General features: G+C 73.4%; 19 protein-coding genes. 12 read left to right on the top strand and 7 right to left on the bottom strand.

The window, feature by feature from the left end:
* Positions 1-78: 78 nt before the first annotated feature.
* Positions 79-1428 (bottom strand): homogentisate 1,2-dioxygenase, encoded by a 1350-nt coding sequence (gene hmgA / locus ACZ6JY_RS18410; RefSeq protein WP_469197040.1) that lies wholly within the window; start codon positions 1426-1428, stop codon positions 79-81.
* Positions 1429-1529: 101 nt separating this feature from the next.
* Here hmgA and ACZ6JY_RS18415 point away from each other — a divergent pair, with 101 nt between their 5' ends.
* From ACZ6JY_RS18415 to ACZ6JY_RS18435, 5 genes are all read left to right on the top strand, one after another.
* Positions 1530-2162 (top strand): TetR/AcrR family transcriptional regulator, encoded by a 633-nt coding sequence (locus tag ACZ6JY_RS18415; RefSeq protein ID WP_469197041.1) that lies wholly within the window; start codon positions 1530-1532, stop codon positions 2160-2162.
* Positions 2163-2282: 120 nt separating this feature from the next.
* The gene (locus tag ACZ6JY_RS18420; RefSeq protein ID WP_469197042.1) at positions 2283-3140 is read left to right on the top strand and encodes a hypothetical protein; all 858 of its coding nucleotides are present in this window, start codon (positions 2283-2285) and stop codon (positions 3138-3140) included.
* Positions 3130-8526, top strand: coding sequence for a caspase family protein (locus ACZ6JY_RS18425; RefSeq protein WP_469197043.1), 5397 nt, complete (start codon positions 3130-3132; stop codon positions 8524-8526). Before ACZ6JY_RS18420 ends, ACZ6JY_RS18425 begins: the two co-directional genes overlap by 11 nt.
* Before the next feature lie 121 nt (positions 8527-8647).
* Complete coding sequence (locus ACZ6JY_RS18430) at positions 8648-10114, top strand: CitMHS family transporter (RefSeq protein ID WP_469197044.1); 1467 nt, start codon at positions 8648-8650, stop codon at positions 10112-10114.
* On the top strand, positions 10114-11424 hold the full coding sequence (locus ACZ6JY_RS18435) for an MFS transporter (RefSeq protein ID WP_469197045.1): 1311 nt from the start codon (positions 10114-10116) through the stop codon (positions 11422-11424). The genes ACZ6JY_RS18430 and ACZ6JY_RS18435 overlap by 1 nt, the downstream gene beginning before the upstream one ends.
* Before the next feature lie 75 nt (positions 11425-11499).
* Here the strand turns inward: ACZ6JY_RS18435 and ACZ6JY_RS18440 are convergent, their stop codons facing one another.
* Positions 11500-12456, bottom strand: coding sequence for a DUF5829 family protein (locus ACZ6JY_RS18440; RefSeq protein ID WP_469197340.1), 957 nt, complete (start codon positions 12454-12456; stop codon positions 11500-11502).
* A gap of 233 nt (positions 12457-12689) precedes the next feature.
* On the opposite strand from ACZ6JY_RS18440, the gene ACZ6JY_RS18445 reads away from it, so the two are divergent.
* Both ACZ6JY_RS18445 and ACZ6JY_RS18450 read left to right on the top strand, forming a co-directional pair.
* A complete protein-coding gene (locus tag ACZ6JY_RS18445; RefSeq protein ID WP_469197046.1) occupies positions 12690-14078 on the top strand; it encodes an aldehyde dehydrogenase family protein in 1389 nt (462 codons plus the stop codon).
* Between the two features lie 74 nt (positions 14079-14152).
* On the top strand, positions 14153-15232 hold the full coding sequence (locus ACZ6JY_RS18450) for a Zn-dependent alcohol dehydrogenase (protein ID WP_469197341.1): 1080 nt from the start codon (positions 14153-14155) through the stop codon (positions 15230-15232).
* Between the two features lie 55 nt (positions 15233-15287).
* On the opposite strand, the gene ACZ6JY_RS18455 is transcribed toward ACZ6JY_RS18450, so the two are convergent.
* Entirely contained in the window at positions 15288-15887 is a 600-nt protein-coding gene (locus tag ACZ6JY_RS18455; protein ID WP_469197047.1) for a dihydrofolate reductase family protein, read from the bottom strand.
* A gap of 67 nt (positions 15888-15954) precedes the next feature.
* On the opposite strand from ACZ6JY_RS18455, the gene ACZ6JY_RS18460 reads away from it, so the two are divergent.
* Complete coding sequence (locus tag ACZ6JY_RS18460) at positions 15955-16533, top strand: TetR/AcrR family transcriptional regulator (RefSeq protein WP_469197048.1); 579 nt, start codon at positions 15955-15957, stop codon at positions 16531-16533.
* Positions 16534-16567: 34 nt separating this feature from the next.
* On the opposite strand, the gene ACZ6JY_RS18465 is transcribed toward ACZ6JY_RS18460, so the two are convergent.
* Positions 16568-17278, bottom strand: a complete 711-nt coding sequence (locus ACZ6JY_RS18465) for an ArsR/SmtB family transcription factor (RefSeq protein ID WP_469197049.1) — start codon at positions 17276-17278, stop codon at positions 16568-16570.
* 60 nt (positions 17279-17338) lie between these two features.
* Entirely contained in the window at positions 17339-17995 is a 657-nt protein-coding gene (locus ACZ6JY_RS18470) for a TetR/AcrR family transcriptional regulator (RefSeq protein ID WP_469197050.1), read from the bottom strand.
* Between the two features lie 72 nt (positions 17996-18067).
* Between ACZ6JY_RS18470 and ACZ6JY_RS18475 the strand changes: the two genes are divergently transcribed.
* From ACZ6JY_RS18475 to ACZ6JY_RS18485, 3 genes are all read left to right on the top strand, one after another.
* Entirely contained in the window at positions 18068-19219 is a 1152-nt protein-coding gene (locus ACZ6JY_RS18475; protein ID WP_469197051.1) for an acyl-CoA dehydrogenase family protein, read from the top strand.
* Positions 19220-19319: 100 nt separating this feature from the next.
* Complete coding sequence (locus ACZ6JY_RS18480; protein ID WP_469197052.1) at positions 19320-19607, top strand: YiaA/YiaB family inner membrane protein; 288 nt, start codon at positions 19320-19322, stop codon at positions 19605-19607.
* 82 nt (positions 19608-19689) lie between these two features.
* Entirely contained in the window at positions 19690-20316 is a 627-nt protein-coding gene (locus ACZ6JY_RS18485; protein WP_469197053.1) for a TetR/AcrR family transcriptional regulator, read from the top strand.
* A 48-nt stretch (positions 20317-20364) separates the two neighbouring features.
* Here the strand turns inward: ACZ6JY_RS18485 and ACZ6JY_RS18490 are convergent, their stop codons facing one another.
* Positions 20365-20829: a MaoC family dehydratase gene (locus ACZ6JY_RS18490; protein ID WP_469197054.1), complete on the bottom strand. Its 465-nt coding sequence runs from the start codon at positions 20827-20829 to the stop codon at positions 20365-20367.
* A gap of 124 nt (positions 20830-20953) precedes the next feature.
* Between ACZ6JY_RS18490 and soxR the strand changes: the two genes are divergently transcribed.
* Entirely contained in the window at positions 20954-21421 is a 468-nt protein-coding gene (soxR, locus tag ACZ6JY_RS18495; RefSeq protein WP_469197055.1) for a redox-sensitive transcriptional activator SoxR, read from the top strand.
* A 42-nt stretch (positions 21422-21463) separates the two neighbouring features.
* Here soxR and ACZ6JY_RS18500 read toward each other — a convergent pair whose 3' ends face one another.
* Positions 21464-22531, bottom strand: a complete 1068-nt coding sequence (locus ACZ6JY_RS18500) for an RNA ligase (ATP) (protein ID WP_469197056.1) — start codon at positions 22529-22531, stop codon at positions 21464-21466.
* Positions 22532-22565 lie beyond the last annotated feature (34 nt).

The raw sequence follows: 22565 nt of genomic DNA on the forward strand, positions 1-22565 counted from the left end.
GAGCGCCTCGTGAACGGGCGCGGCGTCGAGCATGCACAGTGTCGAACAAGCACAGTGTCGAACGGAAGCAGTGGTGGATCAGCTACGGAAGTGGCGCTCCAGACCCTGCCACACGTCGTCGTACCCGCGCTGCAGGTGGGGCGCCCGGGCTGCCTGCTCCGTCGCCGTCACCGGCCACCGCGTCTCGAACATGAAGGCGAGGCCGTCGTCGATCTTCTGCGGCCGCAGCTCCGCCGCCGACGCCCTCTCGAACGTCTCGCGGTCCGGGCCGTGCGCCGACATCATGTTGTGCAGCGAGCCGCCGCCCGGGACGAAGCCCTCGGCCTTAGCGTCGTACGCGCCCTCGATCAGGCCCATGTACTCGCTCATCACGTTCCGGTGGAAGTACGGGGGCCGGAAGGTGTCCTCGCCCACCAGCCAGCGCGGCGCGAAGACGACGAAGTCGACGCCCGCGAGGCCCGGGGTGTCGGACGGCGAGGTGAGCACGGTGAAGATCGACGGGTCCGGGTGGTCGTAGCTGATCGAGCCGATGACATTGAAGCGGTGCAGGTCATAGACGTACGGGACGTGGTTGCCGTGCCAGGCCACCACGTCGAGCGGGGAGTGGTCGTACGTCGCGCGCCAGAGGTTGCCGCAGAACTTGTTCACCACCTCCACCGGGCCCTCGGCATCCTCGTACGCCGCGACGGGCGCCCGGAAGTCGCGCGCGTTCGCCAGGCCGTTGGCGCCGATCGGGCCGAGGTCGGGGAGCTGGAAGGGCGCGCCGTAGTTCTCGCAGACGTACCCGCGGGCGCTCGCGTCGAGGAGCTCCACGCGGAAGCGGACGCCGCGCGGGATCAGCGCGACCTCGCCCGGCTCCGCGTGCAGCGGCCCGAACTCGGTGCGCAGGAGCAGGCCGCCCTGCTCGGGCACGATGAGCAGCTCACCGTCCGCGTCGCTGAACACCCGGTCGGTCATCGAGGCGTTCGCGCCGTACAGGTGGATGCCCATGCCGGTGCGCTGGGCCGCGTCGCCGTTGCCGCCCAGCGTCCAGAGGCCCGCGAGGAAGTCCGTGCCGGGAGCGGGCTCCGGGAGCGGGTTCCAGCGCAGCCGGTTGGGGTCAGGCACCGACTCGGTGAAGGGGGCCGTACGGATCGCTCCGTTGTCCATGCGCGTGAACCGCGGGTGCGCGGCCGAGGGGCGGATGCGGTACAGCCACGAGCGGCGGTTGTGCGCGCGGGGCTCGGTGAAGGCCGAGCCGCTGAGCTGCTCCGCGTAGAGCCCGAGGGGGACGCGCTGGGGTGAGTTGCGGCCGTGCGGCAGGGCGCCGGGCACCGCCTCGGAGCTGTGTTCGTTGCCGAAGCCGGAGAGGTAGTTCAGCCCCTCGGCGGTCTTGCGCGCCGCGCCTTCGTCGGCCCGGCCTGTGGTGCTCGTGCGGTCCCCGCTCATCATGGCTCCCTCTGCGCTGATTCCTATGGGACACCGTAGGATTGGAATTTCCCTTCCGCAAGGGGAAGCCAGGAACGTGAGCGATGCTCTACTCTCCCGGGATGCACCAGCCGAACCCGCCCAGGGAACCGAAGCCCCCGGCCTCCCTGCGCCGCGTACCCGTGCAGGAGCGCAGCGCCGAGCGGCTGACCCGGATCCTCGACGCCTGCGCCGCGGTCCTCGACGAGGCCGGCTACGAGAACCTCACCACCCGCGCCGTCGCGCTCCGCGCCGGTGTCCCGATCGGCTCGGTCTACCGGTTCTTCGGCAACAAGCGGGCCCTGGCCGACGCCCTCGCCCACCGCAACCTCGACCGCTACGCCGAGCGTGTCGCGGCCCGCATGGCCGACGCCGGCCGGGGCGACTGGCGCGGCGCGGTCGACGCCGCCTTCGACGAGTACCTCGCGATGATGCGCACCGTCCCCGGCTTCGGCCTCGTGGACTTCGGCGTCCCCTCGGCCCCGGACGCCATGCCGGACGCCAACCACCAGGTCGCCGAACGGGTGGCGGCGCTGCTCGCGGACCATCTGGACCGGGCGCTGGACGAGCGGCTCCGCAGGGCCGTGGCGGTCGGCGTCGAGGCGGTCGACGCCGTGCTCCAGCTCGCCTTCCGCGGCAGACCCGACGGCGACCCCCACCTCGTGGAGGAGGCACGGACCCTGCTGCACGCGTACTTCGCGCGGTCGCTGGACTGAGGGGGGCGGGAGCCGGGGCAGGCGCGTGGGCGGGCCGTCGCGTGCGGTGTCGCCCGAACGGCCGCCGCGGCACGTTCCGTTGCTAGGGTGATCGAATCCGGTGCCGGGCCGAGGGGGGACATGGCGCGAGTGGTGTGCATCCACGGAATCGGCCAACAGCACGTCGGTGAGAGCCAGTTGGCGGCATCCTGGCGTCCGGCGCTCGCGGACGGGCTGACCCGCGCCGCGGCCGCGCCCCTGGACGCGTCGGACGTGACCTGCGTCTTCTACGGAGATCTGTTCCGTCCCGCGGGCCGCACGCTCGGCGTGCAGGATCCGCCGCTCGACGCCTCCGACGTCGCCGACGGCCTGGAGAGCGAGCTGCTCCTGCTGTGGTGGGCCGAGGCCGCCCGTACCGACCCCGCCGTCCTGCCGCCCGACGCCCGCACCCTCGCCCGCACCCCGCGCGCCGTTCAGCGCGCCCTGAACGCGCTGAGCCGCTCCCGCTTCTTCGCCGACGTGGCGCTGCGCTCCCTGGTCCTGGACCTCAAGCAGGTGCGTGCCTACCTCACCGACCCGGCCGTCCGCGCCGAGGTCCAGCGCCGCGTCGCAGCGGCCGTCACCGACGACACCCGGGTCGTCGTCGGCCACTCCCTTGGCAGCGTCGTCGCCTACGAAGCCCTGTGCGCGCACCCCGGATGGCCCGTCCGGACGCTGCTGACGCTCGGCTCCCCGCTGGGTGTCCGGCACCTCGTCTTCGACCGCCTCGTGGCCGGTGAAGGCGGGAGCCCGGGGGACTGGCCCGGCCGCGTCGAGCACTGGACCAACATCGCCGACGCCGGGGACGTCGTCGCGCTCGTCAAGGACCTGCGTCCGCTGTTCGGCGAACGGGTGCGCGGCCACCTCGTGCACAACGGCTCGAAGGCCCACGACGTGACCCGCTACCTGTGCACCGAGGAGGCGGGCAGAGCGGTGAGCGAGGGCTGTGGTGACGGCTGACACCCCCACCGCCCCGCCCGCGCGCCGCTTCCTGCTGTCGACGGCGGTCACGGACGTGCACGCGCACCCGGAGGCCGCACGCCCCGAACTCGCCGACGACGTGGCCCGCGTCGACCGGCTCTTCCTCGGCGAACTCGGCTACCGCAGGGGCGCGGACCTGGGGCTCGACCCGACCCGCGAGCAACTCGCGAAAGCCTTGCGGAAGTTCGCCACCGACCCCGAGCGCGCCCCCGACGACTACGTCGTCCTCTACCTCACCTGCCACGGCGTCACCGCCGAACGCAGCGGCCGCCACTACCTCCTGCTCGCCGACAGCGACGCGCGCGACCTGCCCGGCACCGCCCTGCCCACCGAGGACCTCGTCACCCTGCTGTGGGAAGACACCCCCGTGGCGCGCCTCCTCGTCCTCATCGACGCCTGTTTCGCCGAGGAAGGGGCCGACAGCGCCCTGCGCGCCGCCCTGGAGGCGCGCCGCGCCCACACCTTCGGCACCGAGCCCGGCAGCACCGGCCTGGTGATCATCGCCGCCTCCCGCCGCAAGGAGGAGGCGCTGGCCGGAGCCCTTTCGGCGGCCTTCGACCGGGCCGTGCGCAGCCAGGCCACCGCCGGGCACGCACCCGCCCACATCGGCGTCGGCCAGGTCATGCGCGCCATCAAGGCGGACCCTCAGGTACCGGCGACGCAGCGGGCCATCTGGTCCGTGACCCACGCGGACGCCGACATCCCCGAATTCCTGCCCAACCCCCGGTACGTCCCCGGTGCCTCGGGACTCAAGCTGGAGGAGATCGACCGGATCGTCGAGCTGGCCGGCCGCGAACGCCGGGCCCGCACCGCAGAGCTGACCGGCTTCTTCCTGCCCAGGGCGCGCGGCACCGACGCGCCCACCGAAGACGTCTGGGACTTCACCGGCCGGCACACCGCGCTGACCGACATCACCGACTGGCTCGCCCCGCACCGCGCCGCCGACCGCCTGTGCGTGGTCACCGGTGACCCGGGCTCAGGCAAGTCCTCACTGCTCGGCATGGTCACCGTGCTCACCGACGCGGCCCACGGCGCCGCGGTACCCCGCGCGGGCCTGCCCGCCAGAGTGCCCGAGCCCGGAGCCGTGGACGTCGCCGTCAACGCCAGTCACAAGACGAAACGGCAGCTCCTCGACGCGCTCTCCGCCGCCTCCGGCTGCGCCGCCCCGTCCCTCGGCGCGCTCGCCGCCCACCTCCAGGCCAGATCCGAACCCCTCGTCGTCCTCATGGACTCCCTCGACGAGGCCCTCGACCCGCACGACACCGTCGAGGACCTCATCGCCCCGCTCATCGACCCGAGACGCCGGCTCCCGCTGCGCCTCCTCGTCGGCGCCCGCCCCCACATCGCCCGGCTGCTGCCGCGCACCGCGAGCCGCATCGACCTCGACGACGAACGCCACGGAGACCCCGACGCCGTACGCGCCTACACCCGCACCCTGCTCACCACCCCCGGATCGGTGCTGTGCACCGCTCCGCCCGACCGCGTGGACGCCGTCGCCCGCGCCATCGCCGACGCGGCCGGACGCTCCTTCCTGGTGGCCCGGATCACCGCCCGCACCACGGCCCGCGAGACGCGAGTGCCCGACCCCGACGACCGGCGCTGGCGCGACGAACTGCCGCGCCTGCCCGGCGAGGCCATGGAACGCGACCTGGAGCAGCGCCTCGGCCCGCTCGCGGGCCGGGCCCGCGACCTGCTGCGCCCGCTCGCCTTCGCCCAGGGCGTGGGCCTGCCCTGGGCCGGCGTGTGGCCGCGCCTCGCCGCGGCGCTCAGCGGCCGGGCCTACGGGGACGAGGACATCGTCTGGCTGGCGAAGGCCGCGGGGTCGTACCTCGTCGAGGACGTCGAGGACGAGGACTCCGTGTACCGGATCTACCACCGGGCCCTCGTCGAGTACCTGAGGGAGGGCCTGGACGCCGAGCGGGTGCAGGGCGTGGTCGCGGGCGTGCTGAAGGGCCTCGACCACGCCTACGTACGGCGGTACCTCGCGCTGCACGCGGCGGAGGGCGCCGTCCTCGACCCGCTGGTCCTGGACGCGGGCTTCGTGCTCACCGCCGACCCCGACCAGCTCCTCGCCGCGCTGCCCCGGCTGCGTACGGCGGACGGGCGACGGGCCGGGCGTGCCGTACGGGACGTCGAGGAGTTGCTGCGCGGTCCCCGGGCGCGCGCCGCCGACCCCGAAAGCCGCGCCCGGCTGCGGCTCGCCGCCGTCTGCCGCAGGGCGACAGCGCTCGCCGCCTCCTGCGACCGCGGCGACCTGCCGTGGCGGGCACGGTGGGCCGCCTGGAACCCGCACGGCGGAGCGCGCCGCTACGAGGGGATGGAGGCTCTGCCGGGGAGCGGCATCGTGGTGCCCGTGGGCGAAGGGGCGTACTTCCTGGAGAAGCGGTCCTACCGGTCCGGCGCCACGGTGTGGGACCTGGACACCGGCGATCGCTCGGACCAGCCTGCCACCGACGAGTACCTCGGCGACGCCACGTGGACGGCGACGCCTCAACTGCCGGGCTGCGCGGCCGTGCTGTCGGAGTACCGGCACACGGTGTGGTCCCAGGGCGAGCTGTTCTCCCGGCAGTGGCGGCTGCTGCACGTCTTCGACGCGGTGCGTGGCCGGTACTGGTGCTGGCGCCTGCGTCCCCACCCCACCGCCGACGCCGGACACGAGCGCCTGGGGCTGCGTCGGGCGAAGCGGGTGCAGGTGTGGGGCGCCGCCGACGGGCAGGGCCCGCCGACGCGCGCGGTGCTCCACTTCGACGACGGCGACTGTCTGACGTACGCGTTGGGAACCGGCAGTGCCGAGCCCCGGATGTCCCGGCGCCGTCGGCGTGCCCTGCTCGACTTCGAGAGCAGACGACGGGAGCGTCTCGAGCTCCAGCTCGACGCGGAGTGCGTGGGCCGTTCCGCGGCGGGCGACGAACGGTCGGGGACGGCGGAACGGATCACCGCGCTGGCCGCGCTGCCCGCGGAGTACGGCCACGGACTGCTCGCGGGCTACTCCGACGCCACCGTACGCATCACCGACCTCGACGAGTTCGGCCCCGCCGTCTCCACCGGGCACGACGGCGCCGTCCTCGACCTCGCGCACGTGGCCGGGCACGCCCAGGGCGAACTCGTCGTCACCATGGGCGTCGACGGCACGGTCCGGCTGGCCTCCCTGACCGATCGGGCGCCCGTGCGCACGCTGCTCGAACACGTCCCGCGGCCCCGCGCGCTGGCCGTGCACCGGGTCGGCCGCCAGTGGATCGTGGCCGTCGCCACGTCCGACGGGCTGCTGCACCGTGTGGACCTGGACAGCGGACGCCCGCTGGGGCTGCCGCTCCGGATCGGGAGCTTCGGCCGGGTGCGGCTCGCGACGTTCCGGCTCGGCCCGGTGGCGTGCGTGGGCGTGCAGGGCGCCGGGCGCGGCCTCCAGCTGTACGACCTGGTCACCGGCGACCGCGTCGGCGGACAGGAGGGGCTGCACGAGGCATCGGCGGTGTGCGCGGTGGGCGGGACCACGGTGATCGGCGGCGACGACGGGGTGCTCCGGCTGTGGCCCGGCACGCACGCCGCCGACTCCACCCGGATCAACGCGCATGAGGCACCGGTGCTCGCCGTCGGCGCGGTGCGCCGCCGGGACGCGGGCGGCGTCCTGGTGAGCGTCGGCCTTGACCACCTGATCCGCTGCTGGGACCCGGTCGAGCAGCGGGAGCTGTGGCGGCGGTCCTTGCCGCACCCGGAGCCGTGGACGTACTCGCTGGTGTCCGCCGCCGCGGTCGGCCGCACCCGCGAGGGGCACGGCCTGGTGGTGACGGGGGAGGTCGGCGGCCGGGTGACGGTGCTGACGCTGCCCGGCGCCGTGCCCCTGGAGCAACGGGAGTTCACCGTCCCGGGCATCGTCACCGCCCTGACGACGGGCACGGTGCGCGGCCGCGACGTGGTCGTGGCCGGCACCGACGGTGGGCGTGTCGCCTGCTGGGACGTCACGCACGGCCGGTGGTACGGGCTCGGCCCGGAACCCAGGGCCTCCGCCTGGACCACGGCGTTGGCCCTCGACCCCGACGGCTCGGGGCGGCTGCTCGCGGGCGCGGACGACGGCACCGTACGCGAGTGGACCCTGCCCGCCTGCCTCCCCCGCGGTGAGCCGCTCACCGTTCACAGGGCTCCCGTCCACGCCCTGGCCTTCGCGCGGGGGACGCGAGGAGCGCGAGCCTTCAGCGCGGGCGGGGACCGGCGCCTGGTCGCGCTCCAGGGCGAGGCATGGGAACACCTGCTCCCCCTGCCCTTGCGGTCCTTGGCGGCGGACGGCGAAGGGCTGCTCTGCGGCGACGAGCGGGGCACACTGTGGCGGCTCGACGAGCGCGCCGGCGGCTGGGAGCTGACCGAGGCCCTGGACGCCGTACCGAGCGCGACCGCCGTCGAGGTGTTCGCCACGGACGGCAGGACAGCCGTCGCGGTCGGCGGGGCCGACGGCACGGTGCAGGTGCGCGACGGCACGAGCGGTGCGCTGCGGCACCAGCTGCGGCCCGCCTGCGAGAGCGGAGTCGCTGAGGTGATGGCGGCGAGCGGGCCGGGAACCGGTGACACACCGCGGCCCGCGCTGTTCTCGCGCAGCGAGCTCGGAGTGCTGGAGCGCTGGGACCTCGCGTCCCCGCCGGACGCGCCCCCGGCGAGGACGGTGCTGCGCGACGTCGTGCTGTGCACCCTGACCGCGCGGGCGGGGCTGGTACGGCTGCCGGGGCCGGGCCCGCGCGACGGCGACGAGGTGCTGGCGCTCAACTTCGACAGAAGCCATGACGGGGCCTCCGCGACGGTGTACGGCGTCGACCGCGGCCCGCTCCAGGACTGGCTGCGCTGCGCCGCCTCCCCGCATCTGCTGGCCGGTGGCGCGGCCGCGGTCCGCTGCGGGGACCGGCGGCTCATCGCCGTGCCCACGCCCGCGGGCCTCCACCTCGTCGACGCCGAGACCTGGCGCCTGGTGGTGCTGCCCGACCGCAGCGCCGTACGGGCGGTGGCCGTGCTCCCGGACGAGCCGTCCGGCGCACTGCTGGTCGTCGACGCGCACAGCACAGCGGTGGTGCCGATCGCGCCGATCCTGGCCGGTCTCGACGGCCCGCCCGGGCGGGTCAAACGACGCGGCGTGCGCGCCACGCACGAGCATCCGCCACCGCTCGCCGGGGCGCGGCATGCCGCTGTGCTGCCGGGCGCACGGACGTACGCGGTCGCGGCCCGCCGCCGGCTCGTCGTCGCCGGGGTACCCGACGGCCTCGTACACGGCAGCGTCGAGCTCCCCTCCACCTGTACCGGTCTCGCCGCAGGCCCCGACGGCGGACTCGCCGTGGCCACCCGCAACGGCGTGATCCTCCTGGATGTGTCCGACACACGGCCGTGACCAGGAGTTTTGCGCTTATTGCTCGCACGTCAACATCTTGTTAACGCTTGATGGCGAGTCCTAACGTCATCCGCACCGCCAGACCTGGTGGGAGTTCGATGGTGAACGTTAGGTAGCCCCCATGCTGACAATCCTCGGATTCGTCATGATCGCCACCTTCCTGGTGCTGATCATGATGAAGAAGATGTCGCCGATCGCGGCACTGGTGCTGATCCCCGCGCTCTTCTGCGTGTTCGTAGGAAAGGGAGCCCATCTCGGGGACTACGTCCTCGACGGCGTCGGCAATCTGGCGCCCACGGCGGCCATGCTCATGTTCGCCATCGTGTACTTCGGCGTCATGATCGACGTCGGCCTCTTCGACCCGATCGTCCGGGGCATCCTGCGCTTCTGCAAGGCGGACCCGGTGCGGATCGTGGTCGGCACCGCCGTGCTCGCCGCGATCGTCTCCCTCGACGGCGACGGCTCGACCACCTTCATGATCACGGTCTCGGCGATGTATCCGCTCTACAAGCGCCTCAAGATGAGCCTCGTCGTCATGACCGGCGTCGCCGCCACCGCCAACGGCGTCATGAACACCCTGCCCTGGGGCGGCCCCACGGCCCGCGCCGCGACCGCGCTCAAGGTCGACGCCGCCGACATCTTCGTACCGATGATCCCGGCGCTCGCCATGGGTCTCGTCGCCGTCTTCCTGCTCTCCTACGCGCTCGGCCTGCGGGAGCGCAAGCGGCTCGGCACGCTCTCGCTGGACGACGTCCTGGAGAAGGAGACCGTCACCGTCACGGCCGACGAGACGGTCCTGGTGGGTGCCGGTGGTGAGGGGCGTACGTCCCTCACCGAGCGGGCCACCGGAGGCGGGGGTACCGGTACCGGGGGAGCGGGCGCCGGGGGAGCGGGCGCCGGCCTCGCGGAAGGCACCGGCAAGGACTCCGAGGACGAGGAAGACGGTTTCCAGGGGCTCGACCCGAACCGCGCGACCCTGCGCCCCAAGCTGTACTGGTTCAACGCGGGCCTCACCGTCCTGCTGCTCACCGCCATGATCATGGAGTGGCTGCCGATCCCGGTCCTCTTCCTGCTCGGCGCGGCCCTCGCCCTCACGGTGAACTTCCCGCACATGCCCGACCAGAAGGCCCGTATCGCCGCCCACGCGGAGAACGTCCTCAACGTCACCGGCATGGTCTTCGCCGCCGCCGTCTTCACCGGCGTCCTCACCGGCACCGGCATGGTCGACAGCATGGCCACATGGCTCGTCGACGCCATCCCGGAGGGCATGGGCTCGCAGATGGGCCTGGTCACGGGCCTCCTGTCCCTGCCACTCACCTACTTCATGTCGAACGACGGCTTCTACTTCGGGGTCCTGCCGGTCCTCGCCGAGGCGGGCCAGGCGCACGGCGTCAGCACCCTGGAGATCGCACGGGCCTCCATCGCCGGGCAGGCGCTGCACATGTCGAGCCCGCTGGTGCCCGCCGTGTACGTCCTGGTCGGCATGGCCAAGGTCGAGTTCGGCGACCACACCAGGTTCACCGTCAAGTGGGCCGTGCTCACCTCGCTGGTGGTGCTCGGCTCCGGCATCCTCTTCGGCATCATCTGATGCCACACGCGGCAACCGGGCCCGGTGGCAGGGGCTGGCTGCTCCGCCTCGTCATCGCCTTCAGCTTCGCGCAGGGGGCGGTGTCGATGGCGCGGCCCGCCGTCTCCTACCGGGCCCTGTCGCTGGGCGCCGACGAGCGCGCCATCGGCGTCATCGCGGGCGTCTACGCGCTGCTCCCGCTCTTCGCCGCCGTCCCCCTCGGCCGCAGGACCGACCACGGGCGGTGCGCGCCCCTGCTGCCCGTCGGCGTCGTCCTGATCGCCGGCGGCTGCGCCCTCAGCGGTACGGCGGGCTCGCTCGCCGCGATCGCCGCCTGGAGCGGCGTGATGGGGCTCGGCCACCTCTGCTTCGTGATCGGCGCGCAGTCGCTCGTCGCCCGGCAGTCCACGCCCGACGAGCAGGACCGCAACTTCGGGCACTTCACCATCGGCGCCTCGCTCGGCCAGTTGGCGGGACCGCTCGCCGCGGGTGCCCTGATCGGCGCCGACATGGGCCGCACCAGCGCCTTCGCGCTGCTCGTCTCGGCGGGGGTCGCCGCGGTCGCCCTGGGCTCGCTGTGGCGCATCGAGCACGTCCGCGCCGCCGGGGGCCCCGCCGAGCGGGCGGCGAAGGTGCCGGTCCTCGGCATCCTGCGGGCGCGTGGCGTGCCCGCGGGCATCTTCATCAGCATGGCCGTGCTCTCCGCGACGGACATCCTCACGGCCTATCTGCCCGTGGTCGGCGAACACCGCGGCATCGCGCCCGCCACGGTCGGCCTGCTGCTCTCGCTGCGGGCCGCCGCGACCATCGCCTGCCGTCTGGTGATGACCCCGCTGATCGGGCTGCTGGGCCGCACCGCGCTGATCGTGGTCACGTGCGGGCTCGCCGCGCTGCTCTGCGCCGGGGTCGCGCTGCCCGTACCCGTGTGGGCGCTCGGCGTCATGCTCGTACTGCTCGGCTTCTGCCTGGGCGTGGGCCAGCCCCTGTCGATGACGACGGTCGTCCAGGCGGCTCCGGACGCCGCCCGCTCCACCGCCCTCGCCCTCCGGCTGACCGGCAACCGGCTCGGCCAGGTCGCCGCGCCCGCCTCCGCGGGACTGATCGCCGGGGTGGCGGGCGTGGCGGCACCATTCGTGATGCTGGGCGGCCTGCTGCTCATCGCGGCGGGCCTCGGCGCACGGGGACGCCCCGGGGGCGCGAAGAACCCTCGGAGCGCCGCGGAGCCGGGCGAGCGGGCGGAGCCTGGTGAGCGGGTGGAATCCCGGGAGCGGGTGGAGCCGGGCGAGCGGGTGGAATCCGGCGAGCGGGTGGAGCCTGGTGAGCTGAGGTAGCCCGGGGAGCGGGAGGCGCCTCGCGAGGGACGAGCCAGTCCCGGCTGCCGGTCCGTGCACTGCCGGTCCGTGCCCCTACCGGCCCGTGCCCGCCGCGCCCTCGCCCGCTGGGGCCTCGCCCGTGAAGTTCCATACCGCTCGGGTGCCGGGGCCGACCGTCAGGGTGGAGTTGCCGATCGGCTCCACGTGGCGGTGCTTGACCGCCTTGTTGAGCGCGAACGTGTACTGCTTCAGGCCGATCCGATCGCGCGGCACGGCGTCGAGACGGATCGTGGTGCCGCCGCCGTCCGCGATGACTCCACCCGGCACGTTCCGCACCCGGAAGCCGCCCGCCCGCAGCAGCGGCACGGAGTTGTCCAGGTCGCGCGCGGTGACCGCGAGGCGGACCGAGGTCACGTCACGCATCAGCCGCTCGCGGTAGGTGTCGGGCAGATAGCGCTCGCGCCCCACGTCACCGGGGTGGCCGGCCGGCTCGGTCTTGCCGCGCGGGTCGGCGAAGTACTCGGGCCGGTACTCCATGCCCCAGGTCCCGAACGCGTCGTACTGATCGGTGGTGAAGACGGCGTCGAACCACGGCACCGGGACGCCGTCGCCGAAGTCGCGGGTCTGCTGGAACTCGACCGGCTTCTTGATCCCCGCCTCCCGCAGTCTCTTGAGCACGGTCGCGAAGTCACCGGCACGTTCCGTGGAGACCGCCAGACCCGCGGCGCCGAACTCCGTGTCGGGCAGGTCGCCGACCCCGAAGAGTTCGAGGTAGGTCTCGCGGCCCTTGAGGTAGCGGCCGGTCCATGAGCCCTGGGAGCCGGTCGTGGTGCGGACCTCGAAGTCCGCGAACCGGGGCAGGTAGTCGGAGTGTTCGACGGCGTCGGCCGTCTCGCGGTCGAGCACTCCGTAGGAGTGGTTGTAGAACAGGAGCTGTCGGTCGTGGGGTGGCTTCTCCTCGGCCCCGGCCGTCGCCCGGGCGGAACTCACGCCGCCCTCGGTGGCTCCGAAGAGGGTGGCCGAGAGGGCCAGGGCCAGGACCGCGGTCATCCGTAGCTTGCGTCGCAGCAGCAGCATGCGGCCGAGCCTATGAGGCGGCGGAGTCCGGACGCCGCTGTTCCGTGAACCACACGCCGGAACGCCAGACGTCGGGAACGCCAGACGTCAGGAACGCCAGCCGTCGGGAACGCCGCACGCCGAGAACGCCACCCGCCGAGAACGCCCCTGGTGCCGCAAAACTATCAGCGCTAGTTTGTACGCGGACGTCAACCTGGAGGAGTGCGATGAAGGCCCACGACGGGATGTACATCGACGGCGCCTGGCGCCCGGCTGCGGGCACCGGCACGATCACGGTCGTGAACCCGGCCGACGAGCAGCCCATCGGCCAGGTCCCGGCGGGATCGGCACAGGACGTCGACGCCGCGGTCCGTGCCGCCCGCGCCGCCCTGCCCGGCTGGGCCGCCACGCCGCCCGCCGGGCGCGCCGCCCTGATCGGGGCGCTCCGCGACCGGCTCGCCGCCCGCAAGGACGAGATCGCCGAGACCGTCACCGCCGAGCTGGGCGCCCCGCTGCCGTTCTCGCTGGCCGTGCACGCGGGGGTGCCGGTCCTGGTCTCCGGTTCGTACGCGGAGCTGGCCGCGACGTACCCCTTCGAGGAGAAGGTGGGCAACTCCACCGTCTACCTGGAGCCGGTCGGCGTGGTCGGCGCGATCACCCCCTGGAACTACCCCCTGCACCAGATCGTCAACAAGGTCGCCCCCGCGCTCGCGGCGGGCTGCACGGTGGTGCTCAAGCCCGCCGAGGACACCCCGCTCACCGCCCAGCTCTTCGCCGAGGCGGTGCATGAGGCGGGCCTGCCCGCGGGTGTCTTCAACCTGGTCACCGGGCTCGGCCCGGTCGCGGGCCAGGCGCTCGCCGAGCACGAGGGCGTCGACCTCGTCTCGTTCACCGGCTCCACGGCGGTCGGCAAGCAGATCGGTGCCACGGCCGGCGCCGCGGTCAAGCGCGTCGCCCTGGAACTCGGCGGCAAGTCCGCCAACGTCATCCTGCCGAGCGCCGACCTCGCCAAGGCGGTCAACGTCGGCGTCGCCAACGTCATGTCCAACTCCGGCCAGACGTGCAGCGCCTGGACCCGCATGCTGGTCCACACCGGCCAGTACGACGAGGCGGTGGAGCTCGCGAAGGCCGCCGCGGCCAAGTACGGGCCGCGCATCGGCCCGCTCGTCAACGCCAAGCAGCAGGCCCGCGTGCGCGGCTACATCGACAAGGGCGTCGAGGAGGGCGCCCGGATCGTGGCGGGCGGCCCCGAAGCGCCCCGGGAGCAGGGCTACTACGTACAGCCCACGGTCTTCGCCGACGTCACCCCCGAGATGACCATCGCCCAGGAGGAGATCTTCGGCCCGGTGCTCTCCCTCATCCGCTACGAGGACGAGGACGACGCCCTGCGCATCGCCAACGGCACGGTGTACGGCCTGGCGGGCGCGGTGTGGGCCGCGGACGACGCCGAGGCGGCCGCCTTCGCCCGCCGCATGGACACCGGCCAGGTCGACATCAACGGCGGCGGCTTCAACCCGCTGGCCCCCTTCGGCGGCTACAAGCAGTCCGGCGTCGGCCGCGAGCTGGGCGCGCACGGCCTGACGGAGTACCTCCAGACGAAGTCCCTCCAGTTCTGAACCGACCCCCGCCGCCCGAGCCCTCCTATTCCCGCCGCCCCGAGCCCGCCAGCCTCCCCAAGGAGTACGTGAACGTGGTCCGCGCCGCCATCCTTCCCGCCATCGGCTCCCCGCTGGAGATCGCCGCCATCGAGCTGCCCGAGCCGGGGCCGGGGCAGGTCCGGGTGCGGCTCGCCGCCGCCGGGGTCTGCCACTCCGACCTGTCCCTGACCAACGGCACGATGCGCCTCCCGGTGCCCGCCGTCCTCGGCCATGAGGGCGCGGGCACCGTGGTCTCCGTGGGCGAGGACGTCACCGGGTACGCGCCCGGCGACGCCGTCGTCCTGAACTGGGCGCCCTCCTGCGGCAGTTGCCACGCCTGCTCGCTCGGCGAGGTGTGGCTCTGCGCCGACGCCCTCGCGGGCGCCGCCCGCGTCCACGCGCGGCGGCCGGACGGCACGGAGCTCCACCCGGGCCTGAACGTCGCCGCCTTCGCCGAGGAGACGGTGGTCCCGGCCCGCTGCCTGCTGCCCGCGCCGGACGGTGTCCCGCTCACGGACGCCGCCCTGCTCGGCTGCGCCGTCCTGACCGGGTACGGGGCCGTGCACCACGCGGCGAAGGTGCGCGAGGGCGAGACGGTCGCGGTCTTCGGCGTGGGCGGGGTCGGCCTCGCCACGCTCCAGGCGGCCAGGATCGCCGGGGCCGCGCAGATCGTCGCGGTGGACGTGTCCCCCGAGAAGGAGGAGCTGGCGCGCGCCGCCGGGGCCACGGACTACGTGCTCGCCTCGGAGACCACGGCCCGCGCCATCCGCAAGCTGACCGGCGGCCAGGGCGTCGACGTGGCCGTGGAGTGCGTGGGCCGCGCGGTGACGATCCGCACGGCCTGGGAGTCCACGCGGCGCGGCGGCCGGACCACGGTGGTCGGCATCGGCGGCAAGGACCAGCAGGTCACGTTCAACGCCCTGGAGATCTTCCACTGGGGCAGGACCCTCTCCGGATGCGTCTACGGCAACTCCGACCCCGCGGTGGACCTGCCGGTCCTGGCCGGGCACATCCGGGCGGGGCGCCTCGACCTGAGCGTCCTGGTGACCGACCGGATCGGGCTCGACGGCATTCCGGCGGCCTTCGACAACATGATCGCGGGCAAGGGCGGCCGGGCACTGGTCGTCTTCTGACCGCGGGACGGCGGGACGGCGGGGCGGCGGGGCGGCGCGCGGCGACGCTCCCGTTCTACCGCCGCGCCTCGAACCAGGTCATCGACACGTCGTTGGGGAACGTCTCGCGCGCGGTCACCCGGAACCGCGTGGGGCGGAACTCGCCGTCGAACAGCGGGACTCCGGCCCCGGCGACCACCGGGTAGCTCTTCACGATCAGCTCGTCGAGCTCGGGAAGCAGCGCCGCCGCGAGGCGTCCGCCGCCGCACAGCCAGATGTCCCGCCCCTCCTGCTCCTTGAGCGCGCGTACGCGGGCGTCCCCGCCGATCAGGGTCACCGCCGGGTCGGGGGCGGAGCCGAGCGTGCCGGAGACCACGTACTGGCGCAGATGCGCGTACGGGCTCGCGGTGCCGTGGTCGAGGGCCTGGCGGTAGGTGCCGCGCCCCATCAGGACCGTGTCGAAGCGGCGGCCGGGGGCGTCCGCGAGGCCGACGTGCGGGCGCAGGGCGGTGGGGACGGTCTCGGGATAGCGGGCGTTGACCCACGCGGCGTAGGCGGCGGCCTGCTCCTCGTCGCCGACGGGGTAGAAGTCGAACTCGCCGCCGGGTCCCGCGATGTACCCGTCGATGGAGGCGCCGACGTAGTACACGAGCTTGCGCGTCTTGGTGTCCCGCACTCTTACTCCCCCTGTAGTACTCTTCATGTAGTGGTCGAAACGTAGTACTACATGTGGAGTGGTGTCAATGGTGCGCAGGAACGACGGCCGGCGGGCGGCCCTGGTCGACGCCGCCATCGAGGTGCTGGCCAGGGAGGGTGCCCGCGGGCTCACCTTCCGCGCGGTGGACACCGAGGCGGGCGTGCCCACGGGCACCGCGTCCAACTACTTCACCAACCGCGACGATCTGCTGACCCAGGCGGGCGCCCGCGTCTACGAACGCCTCACGCCCGGCGAGGAGGAGATCGAGCGCCAGCGCACCGCCAAGCCCGACAAGGAGACCTACGCGCGACTCATGCGCGAGGTCGTCGGCAGGGTCAGCGGCTTCCGCACCGGCTATCTCGCCCTGCTCGAACTGCGGCTTGAGGCGACCAGGCGCCCGGAGCTGCGCGCCGTCCTCACCGAGCGCGTACGGGACGACCTCGCCGCCAACGTCTCGTACCACGAGTCCTCGGGCCTGCCCGGCGACGCGACGGCGGTCAAGCTCCTCTACCTGGCCTTCAACTGGCTCATCGTCGAACAGCTCACCCTGCCCGACGTGCTCTCGGAGGCCGAGCGGGAACAGCTCGTCACGGCGGCGGTGGAGCGCATCGTCAACGAGGACTGAAGGGTGAAACGCTGACGGGGCGGGGTGGGCGAGATCAGAGCTCCGCCATGCCGAGGTGCGTGGCGAAGGCCCGCGCTCCGGCCGGAGTGACCTTCACCGCGCGCTGCGAACCGATCCGCGCGCACCACCCCGCGTCCAGCGCGTGCCGGCAGAGCGCCGCCCCCGCCACCCCGGCCAGATGCGGCTTCCGCTCGGTCCAGTCAAGGCAGCCCCTGGCCAGCGGCCGGCGCCCGCCGCGTGCCAGTTCGATGCCGAGGGTGCCGAACCAGGCGACGCCGTCGTCCGTCAGCGCGAAGCCCGTGTCCTGGCGGAGCAGTCCACGCCCGGTCATCGCCTCGGTGACCGCGATGCCCAGCCGGCCCGCGAGGTGGTCGTAGCAGGTGCGCCCGCGCGCCATGGCGGAGCCCGCGCTCGACTGGCGCAGCGTACGGGGCTTCGCCGGGGCCCCGGGAGCCGCGTGCGCGGCGAGGTCCTCGACGAGCTGGGCGATGCCCGCGTCGGCGAGCCGCAGATAGCGGTGCCGCCCCTGCCGCTCCTCGGCGAGCAGCCCGCCCGCGACCAGCTTGCCCAGGTGCTCGCTCGCGGTGGACGCGGCGACGCCCGCGTGCCGTGCCAGCTCACCCGCCGTCCAGGCCCGCCCGTCGAGCAGCGCGAGCAGGCAGGCGGCCCGCGTCTCGTCGGCGAGGAGCCCGGCGAGCGAGGCGAGGGCGGGCGCGGTGGCGATCTGCGTGGGGTCGTGCGGCATGCCCCAAGAATGCCCCGGCGACGCTTCGGCGCGCACCGAAGTGTCGCCCGGTGGGTTTCCTCAGGCCTCGCGGACCTGGCCCGCCACCTGCGCGTACTGCGTGGCCAGGCCGTCGAGCAGGGCGTGCAGGCCCGTCTCGAAGGCGCGGTCGTCGATGAGCTCCTGGCGCTCGGCGAGGAGATGGGCCTGGCCGAGGTGCGGGTAGTCGGCCGGGTCGTACGCGGCCTCGTCGTCCACGAAGCCGCCGGCGAAGGAGCCGAGCGCGGAGCCCATGATGAAGTACCGCATCAGGGCGCCGATCGACGTGGCCTGCGCGGGCGGCCACCCGGCGTCCACCATCGCGCCGAACACCGCGTCGGCGAGCCGCAGCCCGGCGGGCCTGCGCCCGGGGCCCTGGGCGAGCACGGGGACGATGTTCGGGTGCAGCGTGAGCGCGGCCCGGTAGGAGACCGCCCAGTCGTGCAGCGCGGTGCGCCAGCCGCGTCCGTCGGCGGCGTCGAACATCGAGAGGTCGACCTGCGCGCTCACCGAGTCCGCGACCGCCTCCAGGATCTGGTCCTTGGTGCGGAAGTGGTTGTAGAGGGACGGACCGCTGACCCCCAGTTCGGCGGCCAGGCGGCGCGTGGAGACGGCGGCGAGCCCCTCGGCGTCCACGAGGGCGCGCGCCGCGTCGACGATGCGTTCTCGGCTGAGGAGGGGCTTGCGCGGTCGGGCCATGCGGCACATAGTAGGGCTGCCGCAGTAAACTAGCAGTGCTAATTTAAAGGTCGACGCGAAGAGGTGCGCACGATGAACCTGGAGCTCAGCGAGGAGCAGGCCGCCGTGAAGCGGCTGGCCGAGGAGTTCGTCGCGCGCGAGATCGCCCCGAACGTCGTCGCGTGGGACCGTGCCGAGAGCGTCGACCGGGCCATCGTGAAGAAGCTCGGCGAGGTCGGCTTCCTGGGGCTCACCATCGACGAGGAGTACGGCGGCTCGGGCGGCGACCACCTCGCGTACTGCCTGGTGACCGAGGAGCTGGGGCGCGGTGACTCCTCCGTGCGCGGCATCGTCTCCGTCTCGCTCGGGCTCGTCGCCAAGACCGTCGCCTCCTGGGGCACCGAGGAGCAGAAGCGGCGGTGGCTGCCGGGGCTGGCCTCGGGCGAGTACGTCGGATGCTTCGGGCTCACCGAGCCGGGCACCGGCTCCGACGCGGGCAACCTCTCCGCCCGGGCCGTGCGGGACGGCGACGACTACGTGGTCAACGGCACCAAGATGTTCATCACCAACGGCACGTGGGCCGACGTCGTCCTGCTCTTCGCGCGCACCAACGACGCCCCGGGGCACAAGGGCGTCTCCGCCTTCCTGGTGCCCGCCGACACCCCCGGGCTGAGCCGCCGCACCATCCACGGCAAGCTCGGCCTGCGCGGCCAGGCCACCGCCGAGCTGGTCCTCCAGGACGTCCGCGTGCCGGCCTCGGCGATGCTCGCGCCCGAGGGCAAGGGGTTCTCCGTCGCGATGTCGGCCCTGGCCAAGGGGCGCATGTCGGTGGCCGCGGGCTGTGTCGGCATCGCGCAGGCGGCGCTCGACGCGGCGGTGCGGTACGCCGGTGAGCGCGAACAGTTCGGCAAGCCCATCGCCCGCCACCAGCTCGTCCAGGAGCTGATCAGCGACATCGCGGTGGACGTGGACGCCGCGCGCCTGCTGACCTGGCGGGTCGCCGACCTGATCGACCGGGGGCAGCCGTTCGCCACCGAGTCCTCCAAGGCCAAGCTGTTCGCCTCGGAGGCCGCCGTGCGCGCCGCCAACAACGCGCTCCAGGTCTTCGGCGGCTACGGCTACATAGACGAGTACCCGGTGGGCAAACTGCTGCGGGACGCCCGCGTCATGACCCTGTACGAAGGCACCAGCCAGATCCAGAAGCTGGTCATCGGGCGGGCGCTGACGGGAGTCTCGGCGTTCTGACCGCCGACCGCCCGGTGCCGGCTGCCCTGGCGCCACGCTGAGTACGTATCTGAGTACGTGAGCGGATACGGCACAGGCCGCGCCCGGCGAAGCTGTGGCCATGACTGAGCCGTCCATCAAGCAGCAGACCACCAACGCCTTCTACGGCCAGGCCGTGGCCTCGTTCGCCGTGTCCATCGGCGCCGTCGCCATCGGCATCGGCTACCTGGACGCCTCGGCCTGGGTGCGGGGCTTCCTCGCCATCGCCGTGCTCTACCTGACGACCTCCGCGTTCACCCTCGCCAAGGTGATCAGGGACCGGCAGGACGTCGGACAGATCGTCAGCAGGGTCGACCAGGCCCGCGTCGAGAAGCTGCTCGTCGAACACGACCCATTCGCCAAGCCCTGACACGGCCGCCCCTAAGCGCTTGCTCACTGTCAGGGGTATGGTGTCCCTCCCGATGAGTGACGCGGGCGGAACAGGAGTGGGCATGGGTGCGGCGGAGGAGACGGGCGGCGGCGAGGAGCAGCCGTGGGGCGAGGTCGCCCCCGACGCGGCCAGGCGGCTGCTGATCGCCGCCGTGGAGGCCTTCGCCGAGCGCGGTTACCACGCGACGACGACCCGTGACATCGCGGGCCGCGCCGGGATGAGCCCTGCCGCGCTCTACATCCACTACAAGACCAAGGAAGAGCTGCTCCACCGCATCAGCAGGATCGGCCACGACAAGGCCCTGGCCATCCTGCGCACCGCGGCGGACGGCGGGGGCACGGCGGCCGAGCGCCTGGAGGCGGCCGTGCGGTCCTTCGTCGGCTGGCACGCCGCCCACCACACCACCGCGCGGGTCGTGCAGTACGAGCTCGACGCGCTCGGCGAAGAGCACCGCACGGAGATCATCGCGCTGCGCCGCAGGACGGACGCGGCGGTGCGGGACATCATCGAGGACGGCGTGCGGGCCGGGGAGTTCGACGTCCCCGACGTGCCGGGCACCACCCTGGCCGTGCTCTCGCTCTGCATCGACGTGGCCCGCTGGTTCAACGTGGCGGGGCACCGTACGCCCGACGAGGTCGGCGCGCTCTACGCCGACCTCGTGCTGCGCATGGTGGGCGCGGGCAAGTAGCCCCCCCGGGCCCACGCGTCGACCGGAGGCCCCGGGCCCGCGCGCCGCTCAGAAGTAGTAGCGCGAGACCGACTCCGCCACGCACGCCGGCTTGTCGGAGCCCTCGCGCTCCACGGTGACCTGGGCCGTCACCTGCACGCCCCCGTCCTTCGTGGGCGTCACGTCGGTCAGCGTGGCCGTCGCCCGCAGCCGCGAGCCGACCGGCACCGTGGCGGGGAAACGGACCTTGTTGGTGCCGTAGTTGATGCCCATCTTCATGCCCTCGACGCGCATGACCTGCGGCACCAGGCTCGGCAGCAGCGACAGCGTCAGATAGCCGTGCGCGATGGTCGTCCCGAAGGGGCCCTGGGCCGCCTTCTCGGCGTCCACGTGGATCCACTGGTGGTCGCCCGTGGCGTCGGCGAAGAGGTCGATCCGCTTCTGGTCGATCTCCAGCCAGTCGCTGTGCCCCAGTTGTCCGCCGACCCCGGCCCGCAGTTCCTCGGCCGACGTGAAGATCCTCGGCTCCGCCATGTCCCTGGTCCTCCCAGACTGAGTCTTCCGTGACGTGCGCCTTCGCCGGCACGCGACTAAGCGCTTGCTCAGCATGCTGGGTGTGCCGACCCGTGTCAACGGACCAGCCATTAGGGTTCGACGGGTGCCCCAGATTCCAGAGAAGGTCCACGAACTCACCGTCGGACAGCTTTCGGCCCGCAGCGGCGTGGCCGTCTCGGCCCTGCACTTCTACGAGTCCAAGGGCCTCATCACCAGCCGCCGCACCTCGGGCAACCAGCGCCGCTACCACCGGGACACGCTGCGCCGCGTCGCCTTCGTCCGCGCCTCACAGCGCGTCGGCATCCCGCTCGCCACGATCCGCGAAGCCCTCGACTCGCTGCCCGAGGAGCGCACCCCCACCCGCGAGGACTGGGCGCGCCTCTCGGGGACCTGGCGCTCGGAACTGGACGAGCGCATCAAGCAGCTGAGCCGCCTGCGCGACCACCTCACGGACTGCATCGGCTGCGGCTGCCTGTCCCTGGAGACCTGCGTGCTCTCCAACCCCGACGACGTCTTCGGCGAACGCCTCACCGGCTCCCGCCTGCTGGCGGAGCGCCGCTCCTCGTCGTGAGGCCGGCCGCCGCCCGGCGGTCCCGGGCGGCGGCCCGCGGGGTCACTCGTACTCCGTGCCGCCCTTGCGCGTCAGATAGGCGGCGCTGACCGCCTTGGCGATGGCCCGGCCGCCCGTCACCGGGCTGTACCGCTCCACGGCCGGGCGGATCACCACGCCCTCGCGCAGGTGCAGCTCCCGCCCCGACACGGTCTCGCGGCCCGAGGCGAGCTCCAGGACGCGGCCCGCGTCGTAGGGCCCCTCGTACAGCCGCGGGACGAGGGGCAGTTCGCCGTCGAGCAGGGCCGCCGCGTCCAGCCAGCACACCCGCCCGTCGATCTCCGCGCTGACATCGAAGACGGCGTACCCCAGCGTGTCGCGCCGCCCGTCCGCGCCGTACGACAGGTCCTGCACCCCGTCGCCGTACACCTCGCCGAAGACGCCGACCCTGCTCGCCCCCAGCCGCTCGGCGAGCCGTGCCGCCGCGTCCGCCACGCCGTGGCCGCGGACGGCCCGCCAGTAGAGGTTGCGCGGGTCCTCGCGCAGGGCCAGGGACCTGGCGCCGAAGCCCTTCGACGAGACGTGGACGCGGCTGTCCGCGGTGACATACGTCAGCAGGCACGCCGAGCCGTGCAGCTTCTCGGTCACGACCACCGGCTCGCCCGGGGCGAAGACGTCCGGGTGACGCTGGATGTTCTCGATGTCGACCCAGGGCAGCAGGCCGGGCGCCGCCTCCGTGTCGCCGCTCATGGTGGGCGGGATCGGCGGCACCCACTTGGTGATGCCGAGGCGCTCCGCGAAGTCCGTGCCCTCGGCCGCGGCGCGCGCCAGGTCGACGCCGGAGAGCGCGGCCGGACGGCACACGATGCCCTGCGACAGCTCGCCGCGCAGCCGCACCGCCTTGACCCGGTCACTCTTGCCGCCCGCGAGACGTCCCGTCAGGCCCAGTTCCTCGATGAGGGCGGCGGGCAGGACCGACTGCTCGGGGATGTACACCGCGACGTCGCCGGTGCGGTAGGCGCCCTTGGCGACGACCGCGCGGTACAGGCCCACCTGGGCGAGTTCGAGGGCGTCGGCGCCCGGGTGCTCGTGGACGGTCAGTGCTTCGGCGGTGACGCGCAGCGTCGACATGGGCCTGTTCTCCTCGGTGGCCGGCGGATGTCCT

Source organism: Streptomyces sp. NPDC046335 (assembly GCF_055587985.1).